This window comes from Paraburkholderia sp. BR13439, from assembly GCF_040948805.1.
GTDB lineage: Bacteria > Pseudomonadota > Gammaproteobacteria > Burkholderiales > Burkholderiaceae > Paraburkholderia > Paraburkholderia youngii.
This window is the reverse complement of the sequence record NZ_JBFPKN010000015.1, coordinates 114,699-136,851: the sequence shown is the minus strand read 5'-3', so window position 1 is coordinate 136,851 and position 22,153 is coordinate 114,699. Positions and strand designations below refer to the sequence as shown.

Here is a 22,153-nt window from a genome sequence, read left to right as displayed (position 1 = left end):
ATTTCAAATTACAAGGTTGTTTGCCATTGCTGGTCGTTCTCGTAGACGCCGCCCAGCGGCATGATCGACCTATAGTCGATCTTTTCGTGCTGTGCCAGTTTCGGCACTGAACCTGCCGAAAATTCGGTTAACGAATTCATCAGGCAGCGACGGACCTGCATCACCGCACCGTCACCGGCACCGAGATATTCTTTGGTGCGATCCTGGAGCGTACCCATACTGAGAAGGATTGCGAAATCTTCGGTACCAAGCGTTTGCGGGAAGCCAGAAAAGTGACCGTTCTTCATCGCTTCGCGATCCTGGCCCCAGAGATCGTCGGCCGAACGCGACGAAACCGGAGGCCAGTTGTCGCGATCGGCGGGAAAGATGTAATCTTCGTGCGGAACTGGCTTGTCCAGGATGAACGTCATGTGCCAATACCACGTGTTCTCGTCATCAATAGGCACAGAGAAGAACATCTGCGAGCGCGTGGTGTCACCGGCCTTACGCGGTGAAATCATGCCGTACCATGGCATGACGAACGAATTGGTGCGCACATATGACCTGCCATCTCCGAGTGCGCGTACAGCCGCGTAACGGAAGCCGTATTCCTTCTGCCTGATTTTGTAGACTGGAGCCTGGTTGACCGAGGCATTGGTCATTTCGTGTTCGAGCCACGACTGGTGAAGAACACCGACGTGCGCCGAGTCCATCGTTGTCTCGACCGCTTGCAGCCAGTTGCATTCGATGCGCTGACGATGCACCACCACCTGATCGACGGGCAAGCCCACGAACGGCAAATCAGCGAATTTCGGGGGTTCGCCCTGTCCGAGATAGACCCACGCGATGCCACCCGCTTCCTGAGTCGGATAGTGCCTGAGCGGCACGTGTTTGCAATACTCAGCTTCGTTATTTGGCTGCGTCGGCACCGTGACAGTCACGCCTTCGGAATTGAATTTCCAGCCGTGGAAGATACAACGCAGCGCGTTGTCTTCGTTGCGGGCGAGTGCCAGCGAAGCACCACGGTGCGGGCAAGCTTCGTCAAAGAAGCCGACCTTGCCATTGTCACCACGGAAAGCTACGAAATTCTGACCGAAGAGTCGCACACGCTCAGGTCTTCCGCTAGCGACGAGCGACGCCGAACGCAGCGCCGGAATCCACCAGTTCTGGCGAATCATTTGACCCATCGGAGCGTCGCCCGAGACCCTGGTCAACAATTCGTTCTCGTCTTTAGTCATAGCACACCTCCTTGGAACTGAATTCTGAATACCTAATCACCGAGCACTGCGATCACTTCAAGCTGGATCTGCATGCCGCCGGGCAGATCCACGATCTGGGCGTGACGCGCCGGACGATCTTCAGGATCGGGAAACATTTCAAGCCAAGGTGGGTTGACGATCGGACGAAGCGATCCGTCTTTGAGAAATACCGTGACACGCACAATATCGTTGACGGTACCGCCACCTGCTTCGACGAGCGTCCGCATATTCTGGAACGCGAATTTAGCCTGCGATTGCGCATCTTCAGGCAGCGTATCCGTCTGCGGATCTTTACCCGCGATGCCTGACGAAAAGATGAAGTTACCCTTTCTGGCACCCATCGGAATGGGCGTCTGCCCATGAGTCACGCCCGGAACTTCAATCGATCGTTTGCCTTCGTATTTCATCACCATGCCTGATAATAATGGTTTCGCCCGAGTCTCGGTTACAGAGCCGATTCGACTGTATTTATGCAACATTACGGAGGCGTCGGGTAATCGAGACAAACAAGTAGCCTTATGAATACTATCAGTCGAAAATCAATCGATAAGTAGGGGTGTTCACCTATGCAGCGCATCGAGTAATAAGAAAGCCAGACTTATCGTGAGATAAGTCTGGCTTCGTTACTGCTTCAACCTATATCAGTTACGACGCGCGATCAGAACAGCGTGCGAATGCCGGTGTTCACGCCGACCGTGGTGACAGACGGAGCAAACAGCGTGGTCGCACCGTCGCTTATGTTCAGGCCGAGATTGTTGTTGCCCTTGTTGTTGACGAATGCAACCTGGGCGTATTGAGCGAGGCTACGCGGGTCGAGTTCGAACAGCACGTCGAGTAGTGTGCGAAAGGCAAACACCAGGGAGAAAACGCTGGCCCGGCCTATTGATAAAGGCCTCTTGTATGCTCAACCAAGAGGCCTTTACCGATGCTTAAGCCTCTATCACTATCAGGTTCGGGGCCTCGACAACATCGTAAAGCGCCTGGACTTCGATTACCCTCGATTCCAGGACCTTCCGCTGATTGATGTAACCCTTGTCGTTAGTTTCCCCCCGATCCATGGACGCCGGCTGCTCCAGCAGCCACAGGCGTTTCATCTTCATGCTGGACCCGGGGTTGCGCTCATTATGCGCCTGGAGTGCGGAACGGAGCGCGCGCCTGATATCCGGATTCTTTACCAGATCGGAAAACCCGAGGCCACTCTGTTTCAGATACATATTGCAGGCTTCGATGTTCAGCCACGCGAGTGCACCCACATAGGGACGATCGGCGCCCGTGATCACCATGTCGCGCACGAGAGGGGCACACGCGCTGACGCATTCAGCTTTGAGACACGAAACGCGAACGAATATACCGGACGTAAGTTTGAATTCTTCTGCCACCCGACCCGCAAATACCATCCCTTCTTCGGGATGCTCCGGATCGACAAATGTCGCCGCGTCGCCCATGATAAAAAAGCCTTCCTCATCGAATGCCTGCGCCGTCAGCTCCGGGTTTTTCAAATAGCCGGGTGTCACGGCTTCACTACGGACCCGGATTTCATAGCGGGTCCCATCCTCGAGCGGTACGAGCTTGATTTCGACGCCCGGATGGGGAAGTCCGATCATACCCGTGCGATCGGTTGCCCAATGCACGTACGTCACAGCGGCTGAGGTCTCGGTCGAACCGTAAGCCGAAACGAACGGAATCTTGCGGCCCGAGTACTTGATGGCTTCGCGTTGCATAGCCTCATACGTCGCGTCCGGCAGACGGGAGCCCGAATACGTCATACGCTGCATATTGCTGAACATTGCGGATCCGAGTTCCGGGTCCTTTTGCAATGCATCGACAAGCATCGCATATGCGACAGGGACGCCACTGAAACGTGACGGCGAGACCTCGCGCAGATTGCGCAATGTCTTCGCGAATTCGGCCGGTGTCGGCCGGCCATCATCGAGATACATCGTGCCGCATTCCTCAAGCACGCAGTTGAAGATCGAGTGACCGCCGGCAACGTGCGACCATGGGAGCCATTCGAGCAGCACCGTTTCCGGCATTGCGCCCGGCTCCCACGCGAACATCTGTTCCGTCATCATCAGCGAGACCGTGAGCATACGCTGCGTCACAATCACGGCCTTCGGAATCCCGGTCGATCCTGACGTGAATTGATACTTGGCAATCGTATCCGGCTTGATCGAATCAATCGAAATGCGTACCTGATCCGTTGCTTCGGTCGCGATCACCTGATCCCAGGTCACGACATTAGGTGCATCGATCGGATCTTCGACGCAGATTACGAGTGCTTGATCATCGATTGCCTTGACGGCCCGCTCATAACGCTTGCCGCTCTGGACGAAAATCACAGCCGGTTCGAGAAGTGCGGCCATCGCCTTCAGCTTCTCGTGATCTCCACTCAGCAAGGAATATGCAGTCGTGATCGGCGAATATGGCATATGCGCTTGCATCGCCGCGATTTCGATAACGCCATGCTCCGGCGAATTCTCGCTCAGTACCATCACGGTCCGACCGTGCTTGTTCAGGTCGAGCAAAAATTGAGTCGCGGCCTGAATCTGCGATCGCCCTTGACCGTAGGTCAGTGCTTGCCATTCGTTATCAGGTCCGCGTCGTTGAACCAGCCACGGATGATCAGGCCGACGATCGGCGCTCCGATGCAACAGGAACGGGACATGCGGCACCGCTGATTTGAGTTCGATACTGCTCCTGAGAATCAGTGTCCCGTCTTTGCGCTGCTCGAGGTTAATGTCACGAGGCAAAAACGGGACGTGGCGAAACTGGGCGTCTTTCAGATCAGTCGTCATAGCCAAAATGGTGAGTCTTGAACAGCACATGACAAAAGTACCCGGCAATTTTCATCACCGAGCCTTATGTACGTAAATTTCGAATCTATTTCAGAGCAGCGCACGCCACCCGGCTTCGTCTTCGAACGTACCCGACGCCGGGGCTGCGCTCTTGTAGTCGATCTCTGCGTGACGTGCGAGCTTCGGGGTATCGCCGTTCATGAACTCCTTGACGGAATTCATGAGGCAACGACGAACCGCCAGGACAGCACCGTCACCGGCACCCAGGTATTCCTTCGTCCGGTCCGAAATCGGTCCCATGCTCATGATGACCGCGAAATCCTCGGTTCCCAGCATCTGCGTGAAGCCCGTAAAGTGACCGTTCTTCATGGCCTCACGATCTTGACCCCAGTTGTCCTCAGCCGGTCCCGGAGGCAGCGGGGGCCACGAATCGGCGTCGTCGAATACGAGCGTAGGATTTAAGACCAGCTTACCGTCCGTGCGATACGTGAGTTGGTAGTACCAGATATTTTCGTCATCGATCGGCACGGAGAAAAACATCGAACCGCCCCTGATCTCCGAATTATTCCCAGAGATAACGCCATACCACGGCATGACGAAAGAGTTGACGCGCACATACGAACGGCTTTCTTTCAGCGCGCGGACCGCCGCGTAGCGAAAGCCAAACGCTTTCTGCACGATGTGATAAACCGGAGCCATATTCGCGGATGAAAGCTCAATATCACCGAACCCCTTGAGCCACTCCTGGTGCAGGACACCCAGGTGCGCGGAATCCATGGTCGTCTCGACGCCCTGTAGCCAGTTGGCATTCACTTTTTGACGGAACACCACGAAGTTTTCGCGCGGGAGCCCGACACATGGCAATTCGGGGAACGCCGGGGCCTGGCCTCCCTGACCGAGCCATGCCCAGACCATGCCGCCTTCTTCGCGCACCGGGTAGTGCCTGAGCGGCACGTGCTTGCAATACTCGGCTTCGTTGTTGGGTTGAGTCGGCACCGCAACGGTCACGCCTTCGGCGTTGAATTTCCAACCGTGGAAAATGCAGCGCAAGCCATTTTCCTCATTGCGGCCAAGTGCCAGCGACGCGCCCCGATGCGGGCACGCCTCGTCAAAAAAACCGATCTTGCCGTCAGTGTCGCGAAACGCGACATAGTTTTCACCAAACAGACGAATACGTACGGGCTTGCCGTCCGCTTCGAGTTTGTCGGATAGCGCCACCGGCATCCACCAATGCTCGCGCAACATTTTTCCCATCGGAGCGTCGCCGCATACGCGGGTCAACAAATCATTGTCCGCTTTAGAAGGCATGATATCTCCTTGTGAATCAATCTTGGGTTTGATTGCGACGTTCGTTGAAGAAATCGGTGATGCGCTTGTCGGCACCCGTGTTGGCGGCTCGTGTCATCGTCGTCACCATCGTTTCGGCAAACAGGCCCTCGCCAAGCGGCATTTCCGAAATGCGGGTGATACCGTTGATAATCGCGTAATTCGTGGCCGCTGCATTGGCCACGATTCTGGACGCGAGTTCGCGCGCCTTGTCAAGGCCTGCACCATCTTCCGTCACATAGTGCGCGACGCCCATGCGCTCGGCCGCCAAAGCGTCGAACGTGCTACCCGTGAGCATCATTTCGGTGACGCGGGATGCGCCGATCAGACGAGGAATGCGAACCGATCCGCCGCCACCGAGAAAAATGCCGCGTTGACCTTCGGGCAACTGGAAGAATGTCGACTTTTCTGCGACGCGCACATGCGTGGCAGCCGCGAGTTCGAAGCCTCCACCGATCACGCCGCCCTTGAGCACACTGATAACCGGAATTTCACCGAACTGCATCAGGTCGAACGTTCGATACCATCGACGCGAACGACGCTGGCTCACAATCACGTCGGAACTTCGATTCGCCATCAGTTCGAAGAGGTCGAGGCCGGCACAGAAATGCTCACCTTCGCCGTGAAGGATCACAGCGCGTGCGCCTTCGAGACCGGATACGAAGATCATATTCAGTTCATCGAGCAATGCATCGTTGATCGCGTTGCGCTTCGTCGCGCGGTTGAGCTTCACGAGCGCGACATCGCCTTCGCGTTCGACCTGTATCAGGGTTTCAGTGTTTGACATAGAGTGACAGCGCGTTAGTCGTGGATGGATCAATCATAAGCCTATATTACTTATAGAGAGCCGTTAATTCGGTACAAACCCTTGCTATCATGGAGTCAGGCTTTGATGGAGAATCATACTATATAAAGTAGCCTTACTAATAATGATCGGATTCAAGGAGCCTCCCCATGGGTAGTAAAGGTGGTGCGTACATTGCTGGTATCTATGAGCATCCCGTGCGTCGTGCTGATGGGATCTCGACGGCACAGCTTCATGCGCAGGTTGCGCTAGGCGCGCTGAAGGATGCGGGCCTGACTCTCGATGATGTCGATGGTTATTTCTGTGGTGCGGACGCTCCGGGTCTTGGAGGTCTCACCATGGCTGAATACATTGGCCTGCGTAATCTGCGGCACATCGATACCACCGAGAGCGGGGGTTCGGCCTATCTTTTGCACGTGGCGCACGCGGTTGAGGCGATCCGCGCCGGTCACTGCAATGTGGCGCTTGTGACAATGGCAGATCGCCCGCTCTCGTCGGGCACGGGTACCGCGCTTGCGGGTGTCGATCGCTCGACGATGCCAAATCTGGCCTTCCAGTCGGCGGTGCCCCCTCCCCCGATGTACGGCTATGCGATGGTTGCGCGTCGCCATATGCACGAATTCGGTACCACGAGCAAGCAACTGGCGTGGGTCAAGGTCGCGGCTTCCCATCACGCGCAGCACAACCCAAACGCGGTGCACCGTGAAGTTGTGACTGTGGATGATGTACTCAGCTCACCGATGGTTGCCGATCCGCTGCACCGTCTCGATTGTTGCGTTGTCACCGACGGGGGCGGCGCGCTCGTGATCGTGAATCCCGCAATTGCGGCCCAGCTGAAGCGTCCGAAAGTTGCGGTTGTTGGAACTGGCGCCGCCGTCAAGCATCCTGACGCGGGGAGAATCGATCTACTGACTTCGGCGGGCGCTCGATCGGGGGCCAACGCATTTGCCCAGGCCGGGATCACACCCCGGGATATCGGATATGCATCGCTCTACGACAGCTTCACGATCACGGTGCTGATCCAGCTCGAAGACCTCGGTTTCTGCGCCAAGGGAGACGGTGGCAAGTTCGTAATGGACGGCAATCTCATTTCAGGCGTCGGCAAGCTCCCGTTCAATACCGATGGCGGGGGCCTGTGCAACAACCATCCGGGCAATAAAGGTGGCATGACCAAGATTCTCGAGGCGGTGCGCCAGTCTCGGGGTCAAGCGCATCCTGCGGTCCAGGTCAAAAACCGCGATTTCGTACTCGCACATGGCACGGGCGGCAATCTGGCGAGCGCACACGCCGCGGGCACCCTCATTCTGAAAGCGGAGTAATCATATGGCGCAAAAGCGGAATCTGCCTCCGGCACCTGTTCTGTTTCCGGGCGACGAGCCCTTTTGGGAGGCAATGCGTTCGGGTCAGCTGCTGGCGAAACACTGTCAAGACTGCGATACGTTGCATTATTATCCGCGTTCGCACTGCCCATTCTGCGGCAGTGAAAAAACCGAATGGCACTCATTGTCTGGGCGCGGCACCATCTATTCCTATTCAATCGTTGAACGCAGCCCCAAGCCTTTGGCACCCGCAATCATCGAACTGGAAGAAGGATTGCTCATCAATTCGGTGGTCACCGACGCGGATGTTCGAAGCCTCAATATTGGCGATGAGGTCATTCTGCATTCGATGCCGACTCAGGATGGACCACCCGCCCCGGCTTTCACGACCGTACGTGCGAACGCCGCACGCGAATATACGAAAGCCGCGTATACCGCGCTCGAGTGTCGGATTTCGGATCAGCCGCGGCTGTTCGAGCGGGGCGCGGTCATCGGTAGTGGCAATATGGGGATCGGCATCGCGACTGCCCTTCTCAATGCCGGACTATCGGTCCGACTGATTGATCAGTCGGACGACTCGCTTGAGAACGCGGTCACCCGTATCACGGAATCACTGAACCGTGACGTGGAGCGCGGAAGGCTGACCGAAAACGAGCGCGATGCGCGACTCTCGGTGTTGACGGCGGATCGAGATCTATCGGCAATTGCGAGCGCTGATGTTGTAATCGAAGCCGTGTTCGAAGACATGGAGGTCAAGCAGAAACTATTTGCCGAAATCGATCGATATGCATCGCCTTCGGCGCTTCTGGCGACCAATACCTCGACCCTCGACATCGACCGGATTGCCGCGGCGACGATGCGTCCGCAATCGGTAATTGGCCTGCATTTCTTCAATCCGGCCAACCTGATGAAGCTCGTCGAGGTCGTCCACACAGACACGACATCGGCGGACACGCTCGCTGCCGCGCTCCAGTTTTCGGCTCAAATCAAAAAGACGGCCGTCCCGGTCGGCGTATGTGACGGCTTTGTTGGCAACCGTCTGATGATCGCGCGCGAACGTCAGGCATCGCGTCTGCTGCTCGAGGGTGCGCTCCCCGAACAGGTAGATCGTGTGCTGCGCGAGGTCGGCCTTCCGATGGGTACGTTTGAACTCCAGGACATGACGGGCGGCATTGAACTCATGTACCGATCGCGCCAGCGTCGCGGTCAGAAAGACTGGCTACTGGATGAACTGTATAACCGGGGGCGCACGGGCTTGCGCGCCGGCCGTGGCTTCTATCGCTACGAACCGGGCAAGAAGCGGCCGCTAATCGATCCGGAGGTCACGACTTTGATCGAGGAAGCATCGTGCGTCGAAGGCATCGAACGACGCGCGATTTCCGATCAGGAAGTGCACGATCGCCTGATTCTCCCAATGATCAATGAGGGCGCGAAACTTCTCGAAGAGGGCATCGTTGATCGCGCGTCCGACATCGATCTGATCTGGCAACTGGGTTACGGTTGGCCCGACTGGAAGGGCGGACCGATGTACTACGCGGACCAGATCGGCCTGCCCGAACTGGTGCGCCGACTCGCCGCACTCGAAAAGCACGGTGACGTATTCAAACCCGCTGATCTGTTGGTTGAACTCGCGGGAGCCGATGCGGCTCGTATTTCCGATATTAAAATTTCTGATTAAACGATGGCGAACTATCGAGCCCCGGCCAAGGACTGGCTTTTCATTCTTCATGATTTCCTAAAGATCGAAGACCGGACCGATCTTCCTGGTTTTACGGATCTCACACCCGATTTCACGTCCGCCGTTATCGGGGCAGCCGCCACTTTTCACGAAGAAGTGCTGCACCCGCTTGATCAGAAGGCGGATGAGGCAGGCGCGCATTTTCACGACGGCCGGGTTTCGACTCCGGCCGGATTCAAGGCCGCATGGGATGCGTACCGCGAAGCGGGTTGGCATTCATTGAGCCTGGCAGCCGAACTCGGTGGAGGTGGCCTGCCGCCCGTTATGTCGGTGCCGATTTCGGAAATGCGTGCCGCAACCGCTCATTCATTTTCGATGTACGGCAGTTTCTGCTCACCTGCGGCGTATATGCTGGGCACACTTGCTCCGGACTGGGTCAAGACACACGTGGTGCCCAAACTCGCGAGCGGCGAATGGACGGCGACCATGAGCATGACGGAGCCACAAGCCGGTACGGATCTGCGTCAGATCACGACACGCGCTGTGCCTCAGGAAGACGGAACGTGGCGCATTACCGGCAACAAGATTTTCATCTCTGGCGGCGACCATGATCTGACGGACAACATTGTCCACATTGTGCTCGCGAAAGCCGTGGACGAAGAGGGGCGTGTTCCTCAGAGCCTGAGCGCGGTAAACGTGTTTCTCGTATCGAAGCAGAATATCGATCCGCAGACGGGCGCACTGGGTGATCGCAATGGGGTGCACGTGCGTTCAATCGAGCACAAGATGGGTATCGAAGCGAGTGCCACCTGTGCGCTGGATTTCGAAAACGCCGTTGGCTACCGCATAGAGAGCACCGAAGGTCGGGGAACGACGGCCAACATGGCGCCAATGTTCCACCTGATGAATTACGCTCGTGTCGGTACCGCCGTATCGGGTATCGGCCACGCGGAGATCGCGCGCCAGAATGCGGTGGAATATGCTCGCGAACGTCGTTCAGGACGCGTGGCCAGCAGCTCTCGTGACACGAAAACGGTTGCCGATCCGCTTATCGCGCATCCGGATGTTCGACGCTTACTGCTCGAATCATCGGCATTTGCCGAGGGCGCACGTGCGGGTGCAATGAAGGCCGCCGTCCTGCAATCCGAAGCCCGATACTTGAGCGACAGGGCAGCACGTCAGAAAGCGGCTGATATTCTTGATCTGCTCACTCCGGTGATGAAAGCGTTTTTCACCGACCGGGGTTTCGAGACCACCGTCGCATGCCAGCAGGTTTTCGGCGGTCACGGTTACGTCAAAGACTATGGAATCGAGCGATTGGTCCGTAATTCGCGAATCACGCAGATTTACGAAGGCGCGAATGGTATCCATGCGTCCGATCTGGCGAGCCGAAAAATCATGGCCCACGACAGACGTATGTGGAACCATTTTGCGACCGCGATTTCGGAATTTATTGCCCGGCATTCCCAGGATAAAAGGCTCGATGATTATGTGCAGCCACTCGAGTACGCGTTGCAACGCCTGGAAATATCGTTGGAACGCCTGACACACATGAGCGCCCGTAATATGGGGGCGCTCGAGGCAGGGGCATACGATCTGATGACCGCTGTCGGGGTGCTTTATCTCGGATGGATGTGGGCGGAAATTGCGGCCATCGTAACAGACGGTCGAACGACGCGCTTCGTTGACGACCAGACGCGGATTCGCAAACTCGCACTGGCCGAAGTTTGGATGCAGCGTCAAATGCCGCTCATCGATAGTCTGTGTCGGCGAATCGAGAGCGGAAATGCTGGGCTGCTAAACCTTCCAGACAATCTGATTTAAGTAGCGGACGGTGCAACGCCGCCTCCCCTGCCCCAGATCTTCTGAAAACTATCGCTTTTAAAGGTGTAACTTGAGTGACGATTCTTTTATCGACGTGCGAATCAAGTCCATGACTTGGGAGTCGAAAAATACTATCAGTCTGGTGCTCGAGCGCGTGGATGGCTCCGATTTGCCGAAAGCCGAGGCCGGGTCACACATTGATATCAGGCTGGGCTCACGGCTGTCCCGCTCTTATTCCATTGTCAGCGCACAAGGAGCGCCCCGGGTCTACGAAATCGCGATCGCAAGGGACGCGAACAGCAGGGGCGCGTCGCAATACGTCCATGATTCGATGCGTGTCGGCGACCTAACGAAGATCAGCACACCTCGCAATCTGTTTCCGGTCGATCCGGGTGCCCGTGTCAGCATTCTCTTCGCTGGCGGCATCGGCATCACCCCGATCTGGTCGATGGTTCGCCAGCTAGAGGCGCTGGGCCGCGAATGGCATCTCCATTACTCGGCGCGCGACCGGCAACACGCGGCCTACCTCAAGGAGATCGAGCGGTTTGTGCAGGGCTCAACTGTGGGACGGCTCTACACCTATTTTGATGAGATTCCCGGCGGCACGCGCGTGAACATGGCGACGGTGATCGCCGAATCACCGGCTGACGCCCACGTCTACTGCTGCGGTCCCACCGGTATGCTCGACGCGTTCGAGGCCGCGGCGTCATCAAAGCCTGGATCGCAAGTTCATCTTGAACGGTTCTCGGCTGCGGAGCCTCCATCCACTGGCGGGGTTTCCGAATTCGATGTCGTGCTCGCGAAATCGGGGGCAACTTATCGAATACCTGAGGATCGGTCTATTCTCGACGTGCTGCTCGACCATAACGTGGACGTTCAATACGGCTGCATGCAAGGTACCTGCGGAATGTGTGAGGTCAAGGTCATTGACGGCACACCGAGCCACGCGGACAAACTCCTGTCGGCCGAAGAGAAGGCCGAGCGTCAATGTATGCTCGTCTGTTGCTCGCGCAGTGCGAGCCCGACGCTCACACTCGATCTCTGATCATCACGGAGCCTGAGCAATGTTGTGTCTGCCGAAGTAAAGCCCAGCAAGTGACTCGGGCAAGCGCTCTGATCTTATGCACTTGGGGCGTATCAGCCGGAAGGGTCTGCTGGCAGGTTGGGCGTCCGGCTTTTGAAGCATGACGACGTCCGTTTGGCGGGGCTTACGTCCCTAACCTCCCCTTTAATGTGTTTTACTCGACTCCGATCGCGTCTTTCAACTGGCGCAATACCTCAGGCGGCTGACCGATCGAGAAAACAAAATTCGTGAGGTGGCGTTTAAAATTCTCATTCTGCATCCACTGCTCGCGAGGTACGGCCTTAAGTTGTTCATCGGGGAACGCGACAGGCAGGCTCACATTTTTGGCTTGTTCCGGATCGCGGATCAGTCCCTTCGGATCGCGACCTTCCGCAATCGCCTGAAGGTCGGCCTCGAACCGGCGACGCAGCATTACCACGCCCTTGTCGCTTGAACCCAAAACCTCTTTCGTGCGATCGGCAATCGTACCTTGCCCGACCCAAGCCATGAAATCCTGGTTCAGAATATGCGAATCATGGTATTTGCCATTCGCATCCATGACAGGCGATTCCCACGTCGGGATCTGGTCCTGTACATAGGGCCGTGCTTCAGCGGGAACTGGAAGATAAAACCAGGAAATACTCAGGGTATGCCCGTCATCGACCGGCACGCGCCATTCGAAGTGCTCACCGAGGAAGAACCCATTTGGGTACAGACAGACGCGGCCCGTGGTCCATAGCGGATGCTCAGCATTGGTGTCCGTGCGCTGCCGCTTATACTGATAACCGAATTCGAACTCTGTGAAATCGAGTGCTGTGTGCCTCGGAACGTATTTCTCTTTCGTGCCCCCCATGCGACGCACCGAATAATTCGAGTGCTGCCATTCGAAATGAATAGGGTCGATCGAATTCTCCTGGCACTGGAGCCAGTTGCAATTGATGACCGAGGTCACGATCTGGCAAAACCCGTTTTGCCAATTGAAGGGCTCCCAGACAGGCAGTTCGGGCATCGTCTCAATCGGACCCATATAGGTCCAAAGCATGCCGCCTGCGACCCTGACCGGGTAGCTCGTGATCTTGAGACCGGCTCTGGTCGTCGCGTCGGGAACCGCTGTATCTTCGTAGGGACGCTCGGAGCACTTGCCATCCGCCTCGAATTTCCAGCCGTGATAGGCACAGCGGATGCCTTTGTCCTCAACGTAGCCAAATTGGAGACTCGCACGACGATGCACACAATGACGATCGAGAAGGCCGTAATTGCCGCTCAAATCCCGGTATAGAACCAGATCTTCACCAAAGAGACGCATTGGCTTGATCAACCTGGTATCGAATTCCGAAACCCCGGCGATCGGATGCCAATAGCGACGCAGGAACTCACCCATCGGTGTGTCTTTCGACGTCGCAATCAGTAGCTCGTTCTTCTCTTTGCTCAGCAATTGCGTCTCCTGTTGGGGAATGTTGGCCTGATCTTGAGGTGTATCAGTTGGCGCCCGCGATCGCAGCGTATTTGCCTGCGTGGAAAACTAGTGGCGATGCCGGACCCTGGTCTTGAACAAGCGCCGTGACCTCGCCCACGAACAGTGTGTGATCGCCACACTCATAGGCGTGACGCAGAACGGTCGCAATCTGAACGTTTGCGCCTTCCACGATTGGCATATGTTCAAGTTGTACGAAATTGGGCACCAGGACAGGATGCGTTTTGCCCGCGAAATGGTTTGAGCACCATTCCTGATCCTGAGCCAGGATGCTGATGCCAAAGCTCTGCGCTTTGGTTATCCGTTCGTGCATTTTTGCTGATTTCGCGATCGAAACCAGAACAAGCGGAGGTTCGAGCGAGCCGGACATAAACGAGTTGGCCGTCATTGCGTGGACTTCGCCCTCCGTGTTAGCGGTGACAACGACAACACCAGTCGTAAACTGACCCATGGCATTGCGAAATTCACGGCTCGTAAACGGCAACGTGACTCCGGACTCTGGTGCAACAGTCAAACTCATGGTTAATCCAATCTATGTAAACGACACAAATGCAAAGCCAATTAATGGTCGATCAAGTAGTTGATTGGAAGGTTGCCTTAGTTTTTAATGGTCAGGAATTCGGGTATGTACCGACCGGAAGTTCAAAAGCGCCGCGGATGCAAAAAGGCGAACGGGTCCGCCTTTTTGCGCAAGCAGTGAACCACTTAGTGGCTCGCTCCGGCAGGCACTTTAGCCGGGGGGTTCTGAGCCTTGTCCGGATAGTCCGTATACGAATCGCTCTGACCGCCCTGTGCCCCGACTCTCTTCAGTTCAGCATTCTTCGCTGCCCGCTGTTCCTTGCGCGCTGCTTTGCGCTGTGCCTTGATCTCGGCTTTCGTCATCGAGGCAGCCGGAGCCGATGAGGACGCTGCGGCCGGCGCGCTGGCAGGCTTGGCCTGAGTCTGGGCCGCGAAGCTGATGCTCAAGGCGGTAATCGATGCGGACAATACCAGCTTGCGATAGAGTGAAAAGGTCATGTTTTCTCCTTCTGGTGCGGGTTCAAGTGCCGGAGTCCCGGGAGGCCCGGCACGTAACATAGCTACGTGTATGGGATAAAGCGCGCCGGCCCGAAGGCTGCGGTGCTTAGAACATCTGCCTGATGCCGATCTGCACTGCGGCCTGGTTGCTGCCGCTCGAAAACCCGGCAGCCGCCCCCGTCGGCCCGATACCGGTGCCGGCCACGGGACCGAAGACCGGTGCGCCGGTCACGAGGAAGTTGCCGGCCGGCTGGTTGCCGGCGAAGGCGTGCTGGAACGTGCCGAATGCGTAGATACTGGTCCGCTTCGACAGCAGGTAGTCAATCCCTGCGCTGGCAATGCCGAATTTCTGCGTCGGCGTCAGGCCCTGGACGTTCACGCCGCGCTGCATGAAGTACGAATAGCCGACGCCAGCATGCAGATCCGGTGCGAACTCATACTTTCCACCAATTTCGAAATCCTGAGTAATCATCGACGAACCGAGCGGAAGCGTCAGGTTCGTGTACGAATACACAGCGTTCAAGTACGCATTGTTGGCAACCTGGAGACGCGCGCCCGCGGCGACCGTATAAACCTTATCGCCGTGGAACACGATTTGGGCAATCGTTGCGTCGGTCGTCGGTGACGAGCTCCCATTGGTGCGCGTGTATGCCAGCGATCCAGAGAAAGGACCCATCAGCCCCTGCGGCGCATAGGAGAGCCCGGTGCTCAACACATGGTTGGAATTGCCGTTGCTAAACCCGTACATGACGCCTGCCCGGAGGCCGCGATAGTTCGGCGTCTCGTAGTCGACGGCGTTCGCAACCGCTTCCCCAGCGGTGCGGTCGATGTCATAGGAGAGGTGGAACGAATAGGCAGGTGCAAATTGCACGCCATTCGTATAGAACGTCACGTCGCGGTACAGGTAGTCGAACATCTGCCCCATCTTGACCGTCCCCAATTGATTGCTGGTCAGGCCGACGTACGCGTCGCGGTTGAAAATCTTGCCGGCCGCAGTCATGTTGCCGTTCGTCAGGCTAAAACCGCTTTCGAGCTTGAAAAGCGCCGCCAGTCCACTGCCCAGATCTTCCCGGCCGGTTAAACCCCATACGTTTGGCCGGTCGATCCCGCTGTCGAGTTTCCAGACCGAGTGGCCGCCACTATTGCTAATGTAAGTGACGCCTGAATTCACAACCCCGTATAACGTCACGCTGCTTTGTGCATATGCGTGTCCAACGCCCAGCAATGACAGCGCTGCTGCGCAACTGATTTCCTTCAGTTTCATGCGATCTCCTCCGTGGTTATAAACGCCATAAACTTATTAAATCCATCCAATTCAATGCAACGCTTAGTAATGCGCATTCACCTAAGGCCAGTGGCCGATAAAATCATTCGGGAGCGTCATCAAAGAAGCTCGCGTGGCGCGCTTGCCTGGTGCCGCCTTAAACGACCATAGCTACCGGCGGTCATGTCAGGCGGATGGAACTCATGAGCTCTGGCTGACCTGCAGGCTGCATTGCCGTTCAGAATCCTTGAGCCGTGCGTATTTGCAACCCGCCATCCAGTAGTGAACAGCGGCCCAGAGCAGGATCGAAACGGCGCTCAGCAAGACATACTTGATGCCCGTGGCACTCGCGGCCCGCGCGCATGGACACCAGCTGATGCGCCGTAGCAGTGATTGGCAGAGCCCGAACCCGAGGCCGATACCGGTACCTGCAGGAGGAGTGCGATAGACCGGGATGTATTGGTCGTAGACGCAAGATCGTCTTTAGCGCGTCGCTGCCAGTTGTCTCCAGGCAGATTCAGGATCGGGCTGTGCGAAGTACCGATGCCAAGTGTGATGCGGGCCATATTAGATTCCCCACATAGAGCGGACCGCACGGTCAGCTTTAGAAATTGTCGAGGACGACGATCCAGTTGTCCGGCACGGTATCGGTAATGCCGAGACGATCGAGCGCTTCGGGGACAGCGCACGTGTCGAGCCGCTGCAGGCGTTGTGTGAGACCGTTGTTCATAGCAGCGCGCGCCACTCAGCCTCGTCCTTGAACACGCCCGACATCGGGCCGGTGGTGTGATAGTCGAACTCTTCATGGCGCGCGAGCGTCGGCAACGAGTTGTCCATGAATTCGGGCGCGCTCTTCGAAAGGCAGCGCCTCACCGCCACAACCGCGCCGTCCCCGGCACCGAGGCATTTCTTCGTTCGATCCACGATCGGCCCCATGCTGAGCATGACGGCAAAGTCCTCCGTGCCCAGCATCTGCGTAAAGCCGGCAAAGTGTCCTGGTTCATGGCTTCGCGGTCTTGGCCCCGGTTGTCCTCGGGCGGGCCTGGCGGCAACGGCGGACACAAATCGGGGTCCTCGTATGCGTGCATGTGGCTGAGCGGCCAGATTCCCGTTGACGCGATAGGTGATCTGCCAGTAATAGAGATGTTCTCGTCGTCGATTGGCACCGCATAGCGAAAACCGAACGGCTTTTGCTCGATGTGATACACGGGCGCCATGTTTTCCGACGAGAGTTCAATGCCGCCGAAGCCCACGAGCCAGCTCTGGTTAAGCACGCCGAGATGGGCGGAATCCATAGTGGTCTCCACACCCTGCAGCCAGTGGACGTTGACTTTCTGCCGGTAGACAACGAAGTTCGTTCGACGACGCGAACATGCGGTGAGTTCAGCCAGCAATGCGTCGTTGATGGCGTTGCGCTTGTCAGCACGATTCAGTTTGACGAGCGCGATCTCATCTTCGCGTTGGATCTCGATCAACGGCCCGGCTGTGGTGGACGTATCGGTGGTCATGATCTTTGTCGGAAAACTCTCGGAATACTATTCTTCGATTGTCACGACGTTAGCGCCGGGTTTGTCCGCGTATAGCGCCGCTATCGCGCTCGCGCGACGCGCGAGAACGGCCCGCTGATTGATATAGCCCTTGTCGGTTATCTCACCGCCATCGATCGATGGCGGTTCGTTCAACAGCATCACACGGCGTATGCGCATGCTGCTACCGGTGTAACGTCCGTTGTGGCGCAGCAGTGATTCGCGCAACGCGTCGTGGAATGGCGCGTGGCAGGAAAGCGCCTGCGCGTCGCGCAGGCCGAAACGTTCGTGACATGCTTCCTGGTTGGGCCATGCGAGAAGTGCCACATAAGGCAGATCGGCGCCCGCGACGACCGCGTCGCGCAGCAGGGGGGCGGCGCTGCTGATTACCTCGACGCGCAGCGTACCGACGCGCACGAAGATGCCCGACTGCAGTTTGAATTCTTCTGCGACGCGACCGGCAAAGGCGAGTCCTTCCTCCGGTTTTGTCCGATCCACGAAGGTCACGGCATCGCCCAGACGGTAGTAGCCTTCGTCGTCGAAGGCGAGACGCGTCAGCCCCGGCTGTTGCAGATAACCAGTCATGACAGAAGCCGCACGCGCACGGATTTCATAGCGTTCTTCGTCGAGCGGCACTAGTTTCAGTTCGACCCCAGGCTGCGGAAGACCAACCAGACCGGCCTGCCCGGTGGGCCAATGTACTACCGTGGTGGCAGCGCACGTCTCGGTCGAGCCATAGCTGGCCACAAACGGAACGCGGTGCCCGAGGTGGCGAACGGCCAGCGCTTGCAGACGTTCGTAGAGACTGTCGGGAAGCTTGGCGCCAGATGAGGTCAGGCGCCGCAGGCGCCGGAAGAACTGCTGACCGAACGTCTCGTCCGCCTCCAGCGCATCGGCAAGCATGGCGTAGCCTGCAGGCACGCTGTTGAAATTTGTCGGCGAAACCTCCTTGAGGTTGCGCAGCGTCTTCGCGAACTCGCCGGGCACAGGGCGTCCATCGTCGATGTACATCGTCCCGCCATCGTGCAGGACGCCGTTGAAGATCGCCGTGCCGCCTGCCACGTGGCTCCATGGCAGCCATTCGAGCAGCACGGATTCCGGAGCGGCGGGATTATGGCGCACAGTCTGCGCGTGCATGGCCATCGACACGCACAGCATGCGCTGCGTAACCGGCACGGCCTTGGGCTCACCAGTCGAGCCTGATGTGAAGAGGTACTTGGCCACCGTATCGTGCGTAATGGTGCCGATCGACGCCTGCACCTCCGGGCCCACCGGCGTGGCGAGGACCGCGTCCCACGCCGTGGCGTCGATGTCATCCGCCGGTTCATCGACGTAAATGACGCGCGCGTCACATAAATCGACGGCGTGCAGCGCCGCGCGGAACTGGCTCGCGCTTTGCACGAAGATCACTGCGGGGTTGATCAAGGCGACCATCGCCTTGAGCTTGGCGTAACCGGTGCTTAGCAGCGAATAGGCCGGGGTCACCGGTACATAGGGCATGCGCGCCTGCATGGCCGCGAGCTCGAAGACCGCATGTTCGAGGGTGTTGCCGCTCAGCACCATCACGCTGCGTCCGTCGAGACGTTGTGACAGCAACCACTGCGTCACGGCGTCGACCTGGAAAGAGGCCTCGCCGTACCTGAGCATGCGCCAGTCTCCAGTGCGCGGGCAGCGCTGTTTCAGCCATGGCTGCTCGGCGCGCTCGACCGCACGATGCCTCAGGACGCCCGGCAGATGCGCCTCGACCGGACCAAGTGGCACCTTGCTGCGCATATGGACCGCGCCGTCGGCGCGCTCGACGACCTCGATATTGCGCTCGAGGAAGGGGAGATCGATGAAAGGAAACTGGGCAATCATGTTCACGAAAGACTCTGAAAAGGAGCAACGGCACGATCGGACCACGTAATAAGGCAACCTTATATGCGTTTCAGCGCCGAATCTACATGGTAGAAACACTTAATAGGCCAGGCGCCGACTATTTTTGAATTTCGCAGTGGCACATGATATAAGGTCACCTTATACGTGCGACACGACGGCTCCTCACTGGCTCGAACTTGCACACGAACCACGGAGGAATCCTTACCATGAGTACCGCAAGCGCCGCATATATCGCGAGGATCCACGAACATCCCATTCGCCGGGCCGACGGACTGTCGACAGCCCAGATGCATGCGGACGTCGCGCGCGGCGTACTGGAGGACGACCCGGTGACGCTGCGTTTCGTGCCGACGCACGATGGGCCGCCCGTGCCTGCCTTCACCACGTCTTGCGCCGAGGCCGCGAGGGCCTATTCGCAAGCGGCGCGCTGAGATGGAGGCGCATGCGCTACGCAGCGAGCGTGTGTTCAGTCTCGCCGTGGCGATCGGCGCGGGCAACATGGGTGCCGGCATTGCAATGGCATTGCTGGCGGGCGGCCTTGCGGTGCACCTGATTGACCGGGCGGAAGCGTCGCTTGCCGCCGCGATCGGGCGGATTGGCGAGTCGCTCGGGCGCGACGTGGAGCGCCAACCAGAACATGTCCCTTCTTGCCTCCCTGCTCGGACGGCGTGTACCGGACCGCATTGACCATCATATTTCGGACGATCCTGTCCAACGCATGTCGATCCGTACGGACCAGATCGGGGCGGTTATGGAGTCTCAACCTCAGTCCTTGCGGTCCAGGCGGCAGATATCCAGTGCCCCGTTAATCATCCCTTCCATCGCAGCCACTTGCCTTTGCGCAATCGCGACGTCTTCGACCAGACTGGTCGATTTAATGCTCCGCTCGATAAAACTCAACTTCAGGCCGAGCGTGGTGAGCGGTTGGCGCAAGTCATGGCTTATCGCAGCGATAAACTGGTTCTTCTCCGTCGTTGCCGCTACGGCCTGAGATCGGGCCTCCTCGAGAACGACCTCTTTTACACATACGAGCCCACCAGAACGATGTCAGCGTGACCAATGCAGCCCATGCCCAGTGCATCTGCTCGACCGCGCTGACGCCGGCGTGCTCCGGGAGCGTCATGGTCTTTGTCAGTAAGTAAGCTGCGAAGGGAGACAATACGAACATTTACACTCCAGAAAACGAACATTTAATACCGAACATCAAACTATCGACGCAATCACAACTGACACAGTTACGCGGCGTGATAATGCAAGACAATTTGACACAAGGAGCGCGTCAATCACTATGCAACGGGCTCGCCTTTATCTCTGCCTTTATCTCTTATCGAGTGCCTGTTGTGAGTACGCCTCTATAACCGGCCGGCGCGAAAAACGCAGTGCGCACATGCGCGACGTTTTGCCGAGTTAAGCCAACTGAGTCGCGGACGAGACTCCATTCCCCATATCAACAACAACTTCCCGTCTGTTTTCAGAATTTGCTGCGTGTTCTATTAGGTATCTGGTCGGTTAAGTTGGCCATTTATCAAGGAGCTCTATCATGAAGACCCTTGCATGCCTAGTCCTCGCCAGCTGTGCACTGTCCAGCCCAGTCGTCAGCTTCGCTCAGGGCACCGCGCCCGTCACCCGTGCGCAGGTGCGTGCGGAACTGATCCGTCTCGAGCAGGCCGGCTATCACGTCGGCGACGGCGATCAAACGAAGTATCCCGAGCCAATTCAGGCTGCTGAAGCGAAGATCGCTGCACAGGACAGCCAGCAGGCCGGCAACCGTGACATTGGCGGCGCGACGACCAACGTCGCTGCACAGGAGAGCCAGCAGGCGGACAACAGCGACGCTGGTGGCACGACCGACGGCACCTCAGCTTCCGGCGGTGTCCGGCATGTGTCGAAACCATCGCCATCTTCGTGCGTCGGCCCAGCAAGTTACTGCAACCTTTTCTTCGGCAATTGACCCCGATAGCTCGCCCGATACCGCCCCGACGATCAGGGTAGATTGCCTGCCGAATGGTATTGACCACGTTGACTTCGCCGCTTAAACCATTCCAGCATCAAGCCGCTTTCGATGCACTTTCGCGAGTTACGCGGGCGGTCTGACGAGCTATGTCAATCCGGCACATGCGTTCCCGCCGAACCCATGGGTCTTCTTTGGCGCCGCGCCGGGGCCTGTCCTGAAAAAGGACGTTCTTGATTTTGGAGCATCGTCTATGGGCGCCCGTATCGCCGCGGTTCCGGATAGACAACTATGAGGGGGTGCATCATGAACTCGCTTATCCAGGCAGTTGTACTCGCAGCTGCGAGCGCCGCGCCGATCGCGTCTTTCGCACAATCGGAACAGCCGGTCACGCGCGCCAAGGTCGAGGCAGAAGTGCTGCAACTCGAACAGAATGGCTACAACCCGGCCGCCGCACTGGATGCCCAGTATCCCGCTGATATTCAGGCTGCCGAAACGCGTGTTGCCGCGCAGCACGCGACTGGCCAGCACACGTCGGGATATGGGTCGCCGATGGCCGGATCGTCGCAATCCGGTCCCGGCCAACATCCAATGGTGGTCAATCCAGACGGTCAGTGAAGAGTTGCCTTCGCTCACCGCGGCGATCGTCATCTTGACCGGCATTACCGGTGCGACCCTGAGCAACGTAGTCCTGGATGCCGTTGGTGTGCGGCGTAACGACGTGCGCGGCTTTGTGATGAGTGTTGCTTCCCACGCCATAAGTACCGCCCGGGCGTTTCGGATCAGTGAAGACGCCGGCGCATACTCGGGACTGGGAATGGCGATGAACGGCACTATGTCGGCGTTTGTCCGCCCGGTGCTTCTGCCCTTCCTCGGTGGCTGGTTGACTTGACCGTCACTGGCAACGCCGGTGATGCTGTGTCCGAGCGGACTCTTGCTTCCGACGCCGATAGCCGGCGGCCCTCGTGCCATCCGATTCGCGGTCTGTCGGAGGC

The 22,153-nt window shown here is 57.7% G+C and carries 24 protein-coding genes; 9 read left to right on the top strand and 15 right to left on the bottom strand.

Annotation, left to right across the window (positions count from 1 at the left end; genetic code table 11):
- Window positions 1-8: 8 nt before the first annotated feature.
- From AB3X96_RS27160 to AB3X96_RS27135, 6 genes are all read right to left on the bottom strand, one after another.
- Window positions 9-1,217: an aromatic ring-hydroxylating dioxygenase subunit alpha gene (locus AB3X96_RS27160; RefSeq protein WP_368592152.1), complete on the bottom strand. Its 1,209-nt coding sequence runs from the start codon at window positions 1,215-1,217 to the stop codon at window positions 9-11.
- Between the two features lie 32 nt (window positions 1,218-1,249).
- Window positions 1,250-1,645: a RidA family protein gene (locus AB3X96_RS27155; RefSeq protein ID WP_176111635.1), complete on the bottom strand. Its 396-nt coding sequence runs from the start codon at window positions 1,643-1,645 to the stop codon at window positions 1,250-1,252.
- A gap of 251 nt (window positions 1,646-1,896) precedes the next feature.
- Window positions 1,897-2,094: a hypothetical protein gene (locus tag AB3X96_RS27150; RefSeq protein ID WP_368592151.1), complete on the bottom strand. Its 198-nt coding sequence runs from the start codon at window positions 2,092-2,094 to the stop codon at window positions 1,897-1,899.
- A 73-nt stretch (window positions 2,095-2,167) separates the two neighbouring features.
- Window positions 2,168-4,033: an AMP-binding protein gene (locus AB3X96_RS27145; protein WP_368592150.1), complete on the bottom strand. Its 1,866-nt coding sequence runs from the start codon at window positions 4,031-4,033 to the stop codon at window positions 2,168-2,170.
- 90 nt (window positions 4,034-4,123) lie between these two features.
- Window positions 4,124-5,341, bottom strand: a complete 1,218-nt coding sequence (locus AB3X96_RS27140; protein WP_368592149.1) for a Rieske 2Fe-2S domain-containing protein — start codon at window positions 5,339-5,341, stop codon at window positions 4,124-4,126.
- Window positions 5,342-5,357: 16 nt separating this feature from the next.
- Entirely contained in the window at window positions 5,358-6,146 is a 789-nt protein-coding gene (locus AB3X96_RS27135) for a crotonase/enoyl-CoA hydratase family protein (protein WP_368592148.1), read from the bottom strand.
- A 167-nt stretch (window positions 6,147-6,313) separates the two neighbouring features.
- Between AB3X96_RS27135 and AB3X96_RS27130 the strand changes: the two genes are divergently transcribed.
- The 4 genes from AB3X96_RS27130 to AB3X96_RS27115 all read left to right on the top strand — a co-directional run bounded on the left by AB3X96_RS27130 (window position 6,314) and on the right by AB3X96_RS27115 (window position 12,030).
- On the top strand, window positions 6,314-7,483 hold the full coding sequence (locus AB3X96_RS27130; RefSeq protein ID WP_368592147.1) for a thiolase domain-containing protein: 1,170 nt from the start codon (window positions 6,314-6,316) through the stop codon (window positions 7,481-7,483).
- A 4-nt stretch (window positions 7,484-7,487) separates the two neighbouring features.
- The gene (locus tag AB3X96_RS27125) at window positions 7,488-9,161 is read left to right on the top strand and encodes a 3-hydroxyacyl-CoA dehydrogenase NAD-binding domain-containing protein (RefSeq protein WP_368592146.1); all 1,674 of its coding nucleotides are present in this window, start codon (window positions 7,488-7,490) and stop codon (window positions 9,159-9,161) included.
- A gap of 3 nt (window positions 9,162-9,164) precedes the next feature.
- Window positions 9,165-10,985, top strand: coding sequence for an acyl-CoA dehydrogenase family protein (locus AB3X96_RS27120; protein ID WP_368592145.1), 1,821 nt, complete (start codon window positions 9,165-9,167; stop codon window positions 10,983-10,985).
- A gap of 70 nt (window positions 10,986-11,055) precedes the next feature.
- Entirely contained in the window at window positions 11,056-12,030 is a 975-nt protein-coding gene (locus AB3X96_RS27115) for a 2Fe-2S iron-sulfur cluster-binding protein (RefSeq protein WP_368592144.1), read from the top strand.
- A 193-nt stretch (window positions 12,031-12,223) separates the two neighbouring features.
- Here AB3X96_RS27115 and AB3X96_RS27110 read toward each other — a convergent pair whose 3' ends face one another.
- The 8 genes from AB3X96_RS27110 to AB3X96_RS27075 form a co-directional block, all read right to left on the bottom strand.
- Window positions 12,224-13,483: a Rieske 2Fe-2S domain-containing protein gene (locus AB3X96_RS27110; protein ID WP_368592143.1), complete on the bottom strand. Its 1,260-nt coding sequence runs from the start codon at window positions 13,481-13,483 to the stop codon at window positions 12,224-12,226.
- 43 nt (window positions 13,484-13,526) lie between these two features.
- Window positions 13,527-14,042 (bottom strand): flavin reductase family protein, encoded by a 516-nt coding sequence (locus AB3X96_RS27105; protein ID WP_368592142.1) that lies wholly within the window; start codon window positions 14,040-14,042, stop codon window positions 13,527-13,529.
- Between the two features lie 185 nt (window positions 14,043-14,227).
- Window positions 14,228-14,539, bottom strand: a complete 312-nt coding sequence (locus tag AB3X96_RS27100; protein WP_176110690.1) for a hypothetical protein — start codon at window positions 14,537-14,539, stop codon at window positions 14,228-14,230.
- 106 nt (window positions 14,540-14,645) lie between these two features.
- On the bottom strand, window positions 14,646-15,803 hold the full coding sequence (locus tag AB3X96_RS27095) for a porin (protein WP_368592141.1): 1,158 nt from the start codon (window positions 15,801-15,803) through the stop codon (window positions 14,646-14,648).
- Window positions 15,804-16,407: 604 nt separating this feature from the next.
- The gene (locus tag AB3X96_RS27090) at window positions 16,408-16,533 is read right to left on the bottom strand and encodes a hypothetical protein (RefSeq protein WP_368592140.1); all 126 of its coding nucleotides are present in this window, start codon (window positions 16,531-16,533) and stop codon (window positions 16,408-16,410) included.
- Complete coding sequence (locus AB3X96_RS27085; RefSeq protein ID WP_368592139.1) at window positions 16,530-16,748, bottom strand: hypothetical protein; 219 nt, start codon at window positions 16,746-16,748, stop codon at window positions 16,530-16,532. Before AB3X96_RS27085 ends, AB3X96_RS27090 begins: the two co-directional genes overlap by 4 nt.
- Complete coding sequence (locus tag AB3X96_RS27080; protein ID WP_368592138.1) at window positions 16,673-17,311, bottom strand: hypothetical protein; 639 nt, start codon at window positions 17,309-17,311, stop codon at window positions 16,673-16,675. Before AB3X96_RS27080 ends, AB3X96_RS27085 begins: the two co-directional genes overlap by 76 nt.
- A gap of 27 nt (window positions 17,312-17,338) precedes the next feature.
- Window positions 17,339-19,186, bottom strand: coding sequence for an AMP-binding protein (locus AB3X96_RS27075; RefSeq protein ID WP_368592247.1), 1,848 nt, complete (start codon window positions 19,184-19,186; stop codon window positions 17,339-17,341).
- A 227-nt stretch (window positions 19,187-19,413) separates the two neighbouring features.
- Between AB3X96_RS27075 and AB3X96_RS27070 the strand changes: the two genes are divergently transcribed.
- Both AB3X96_RS27070 and AB3X96_RS27065 read left to right on the top strand, forming a co-directional pair.
- On the top strand, window positions 19,414-19,638 hold the full coding sequence (locus tag AB3X96_RS27070) for a hypothetical protein (RefSeq protein WP_368592250.1): 225 nt from the start codon (window positions 19,414-19,416) through the stop codon (window positions 19,636-19,638).
- Entirely contained in the window at window positions 19,565-19,894 is a 330-nt protein-coding gene (locus AB3X96_RS27065; protein ID WP_368592137.1) for a 3-hydroxyacyl-CoA dehydrogenase NAD-binding domain-containing protein, read from the top strand. The genes AB3X96_RS27070 and AB3X96_RS27065 overlap by 74 nt, the downstream gene beginning before the upstream one ends.
- Before the next feature lie 78 nt (window positions 19,895-19,972).
- Here AB3X96_RS27065 and AB3X96_RS27060 read toward each other — a convergent pair whose 3' ends face one another.
- Window positions 19,973-20,161, bottom strand: coding sequence for a histidine kinase dimerization/phospho-acceptor domain-containing protein (locus AB3X96_RS27060; RefSeq protein ID WP_368592246.1), 189 nt, complete (start codon window positions 20,159-20,161; stop codon window positions 19,973-19,975).
- A gap of 586 nt (window positions 20,162-20,747) precedes the next feature.
- Here AB3X96_RS27060 and AB3X96_RS27055 point away from each other — a divergent pair.
- The 3 genes from AB3X96_RS27055 to AB3X96_RS27045 all read left to right on the top strand — a co-directional run bounded on the left by AB3X96_RS27055 (window position 20,748) and on the right by AB3X96_RS27045 (window position 22,050).
- A complete protein-coding gene (locus AB3X96_RS27055) occupies window positions 20,748-21,158 on the top strand; it encodes a DUF4148 domain-containing protein (protein WP_368592136.1) in 411 nt (136 codons plus the stop codon).
- Between the two features lie 306 nt (window positions 21,159-21,464).
- Window positions 21,465-21,776, top strand: a complete 312-nt coding sequence (locus tag AB3X96_RS27050) for a DUF4148 domain-containing protein (RefSeq protein ID WP_368592135.1) — start codon at window positions 21,465-21,467, stop codon at window positions 21,774-21,776.
- 4 nt (window positions 21,777-21,780) lie between these two features.
- Complete coding sequence (locus AB3X96_RS27045; protein ID WP_368592134.1) at window positions 21,781-22,050, top strand: LrgB family protein; 270 nt, start codon at window positions 21,781-21,783, stop codon at window positions 22,048-22,050.
- The last annotated feature ends 103 nt before the right edge of the window (window positions 22,051-22,153 follow it).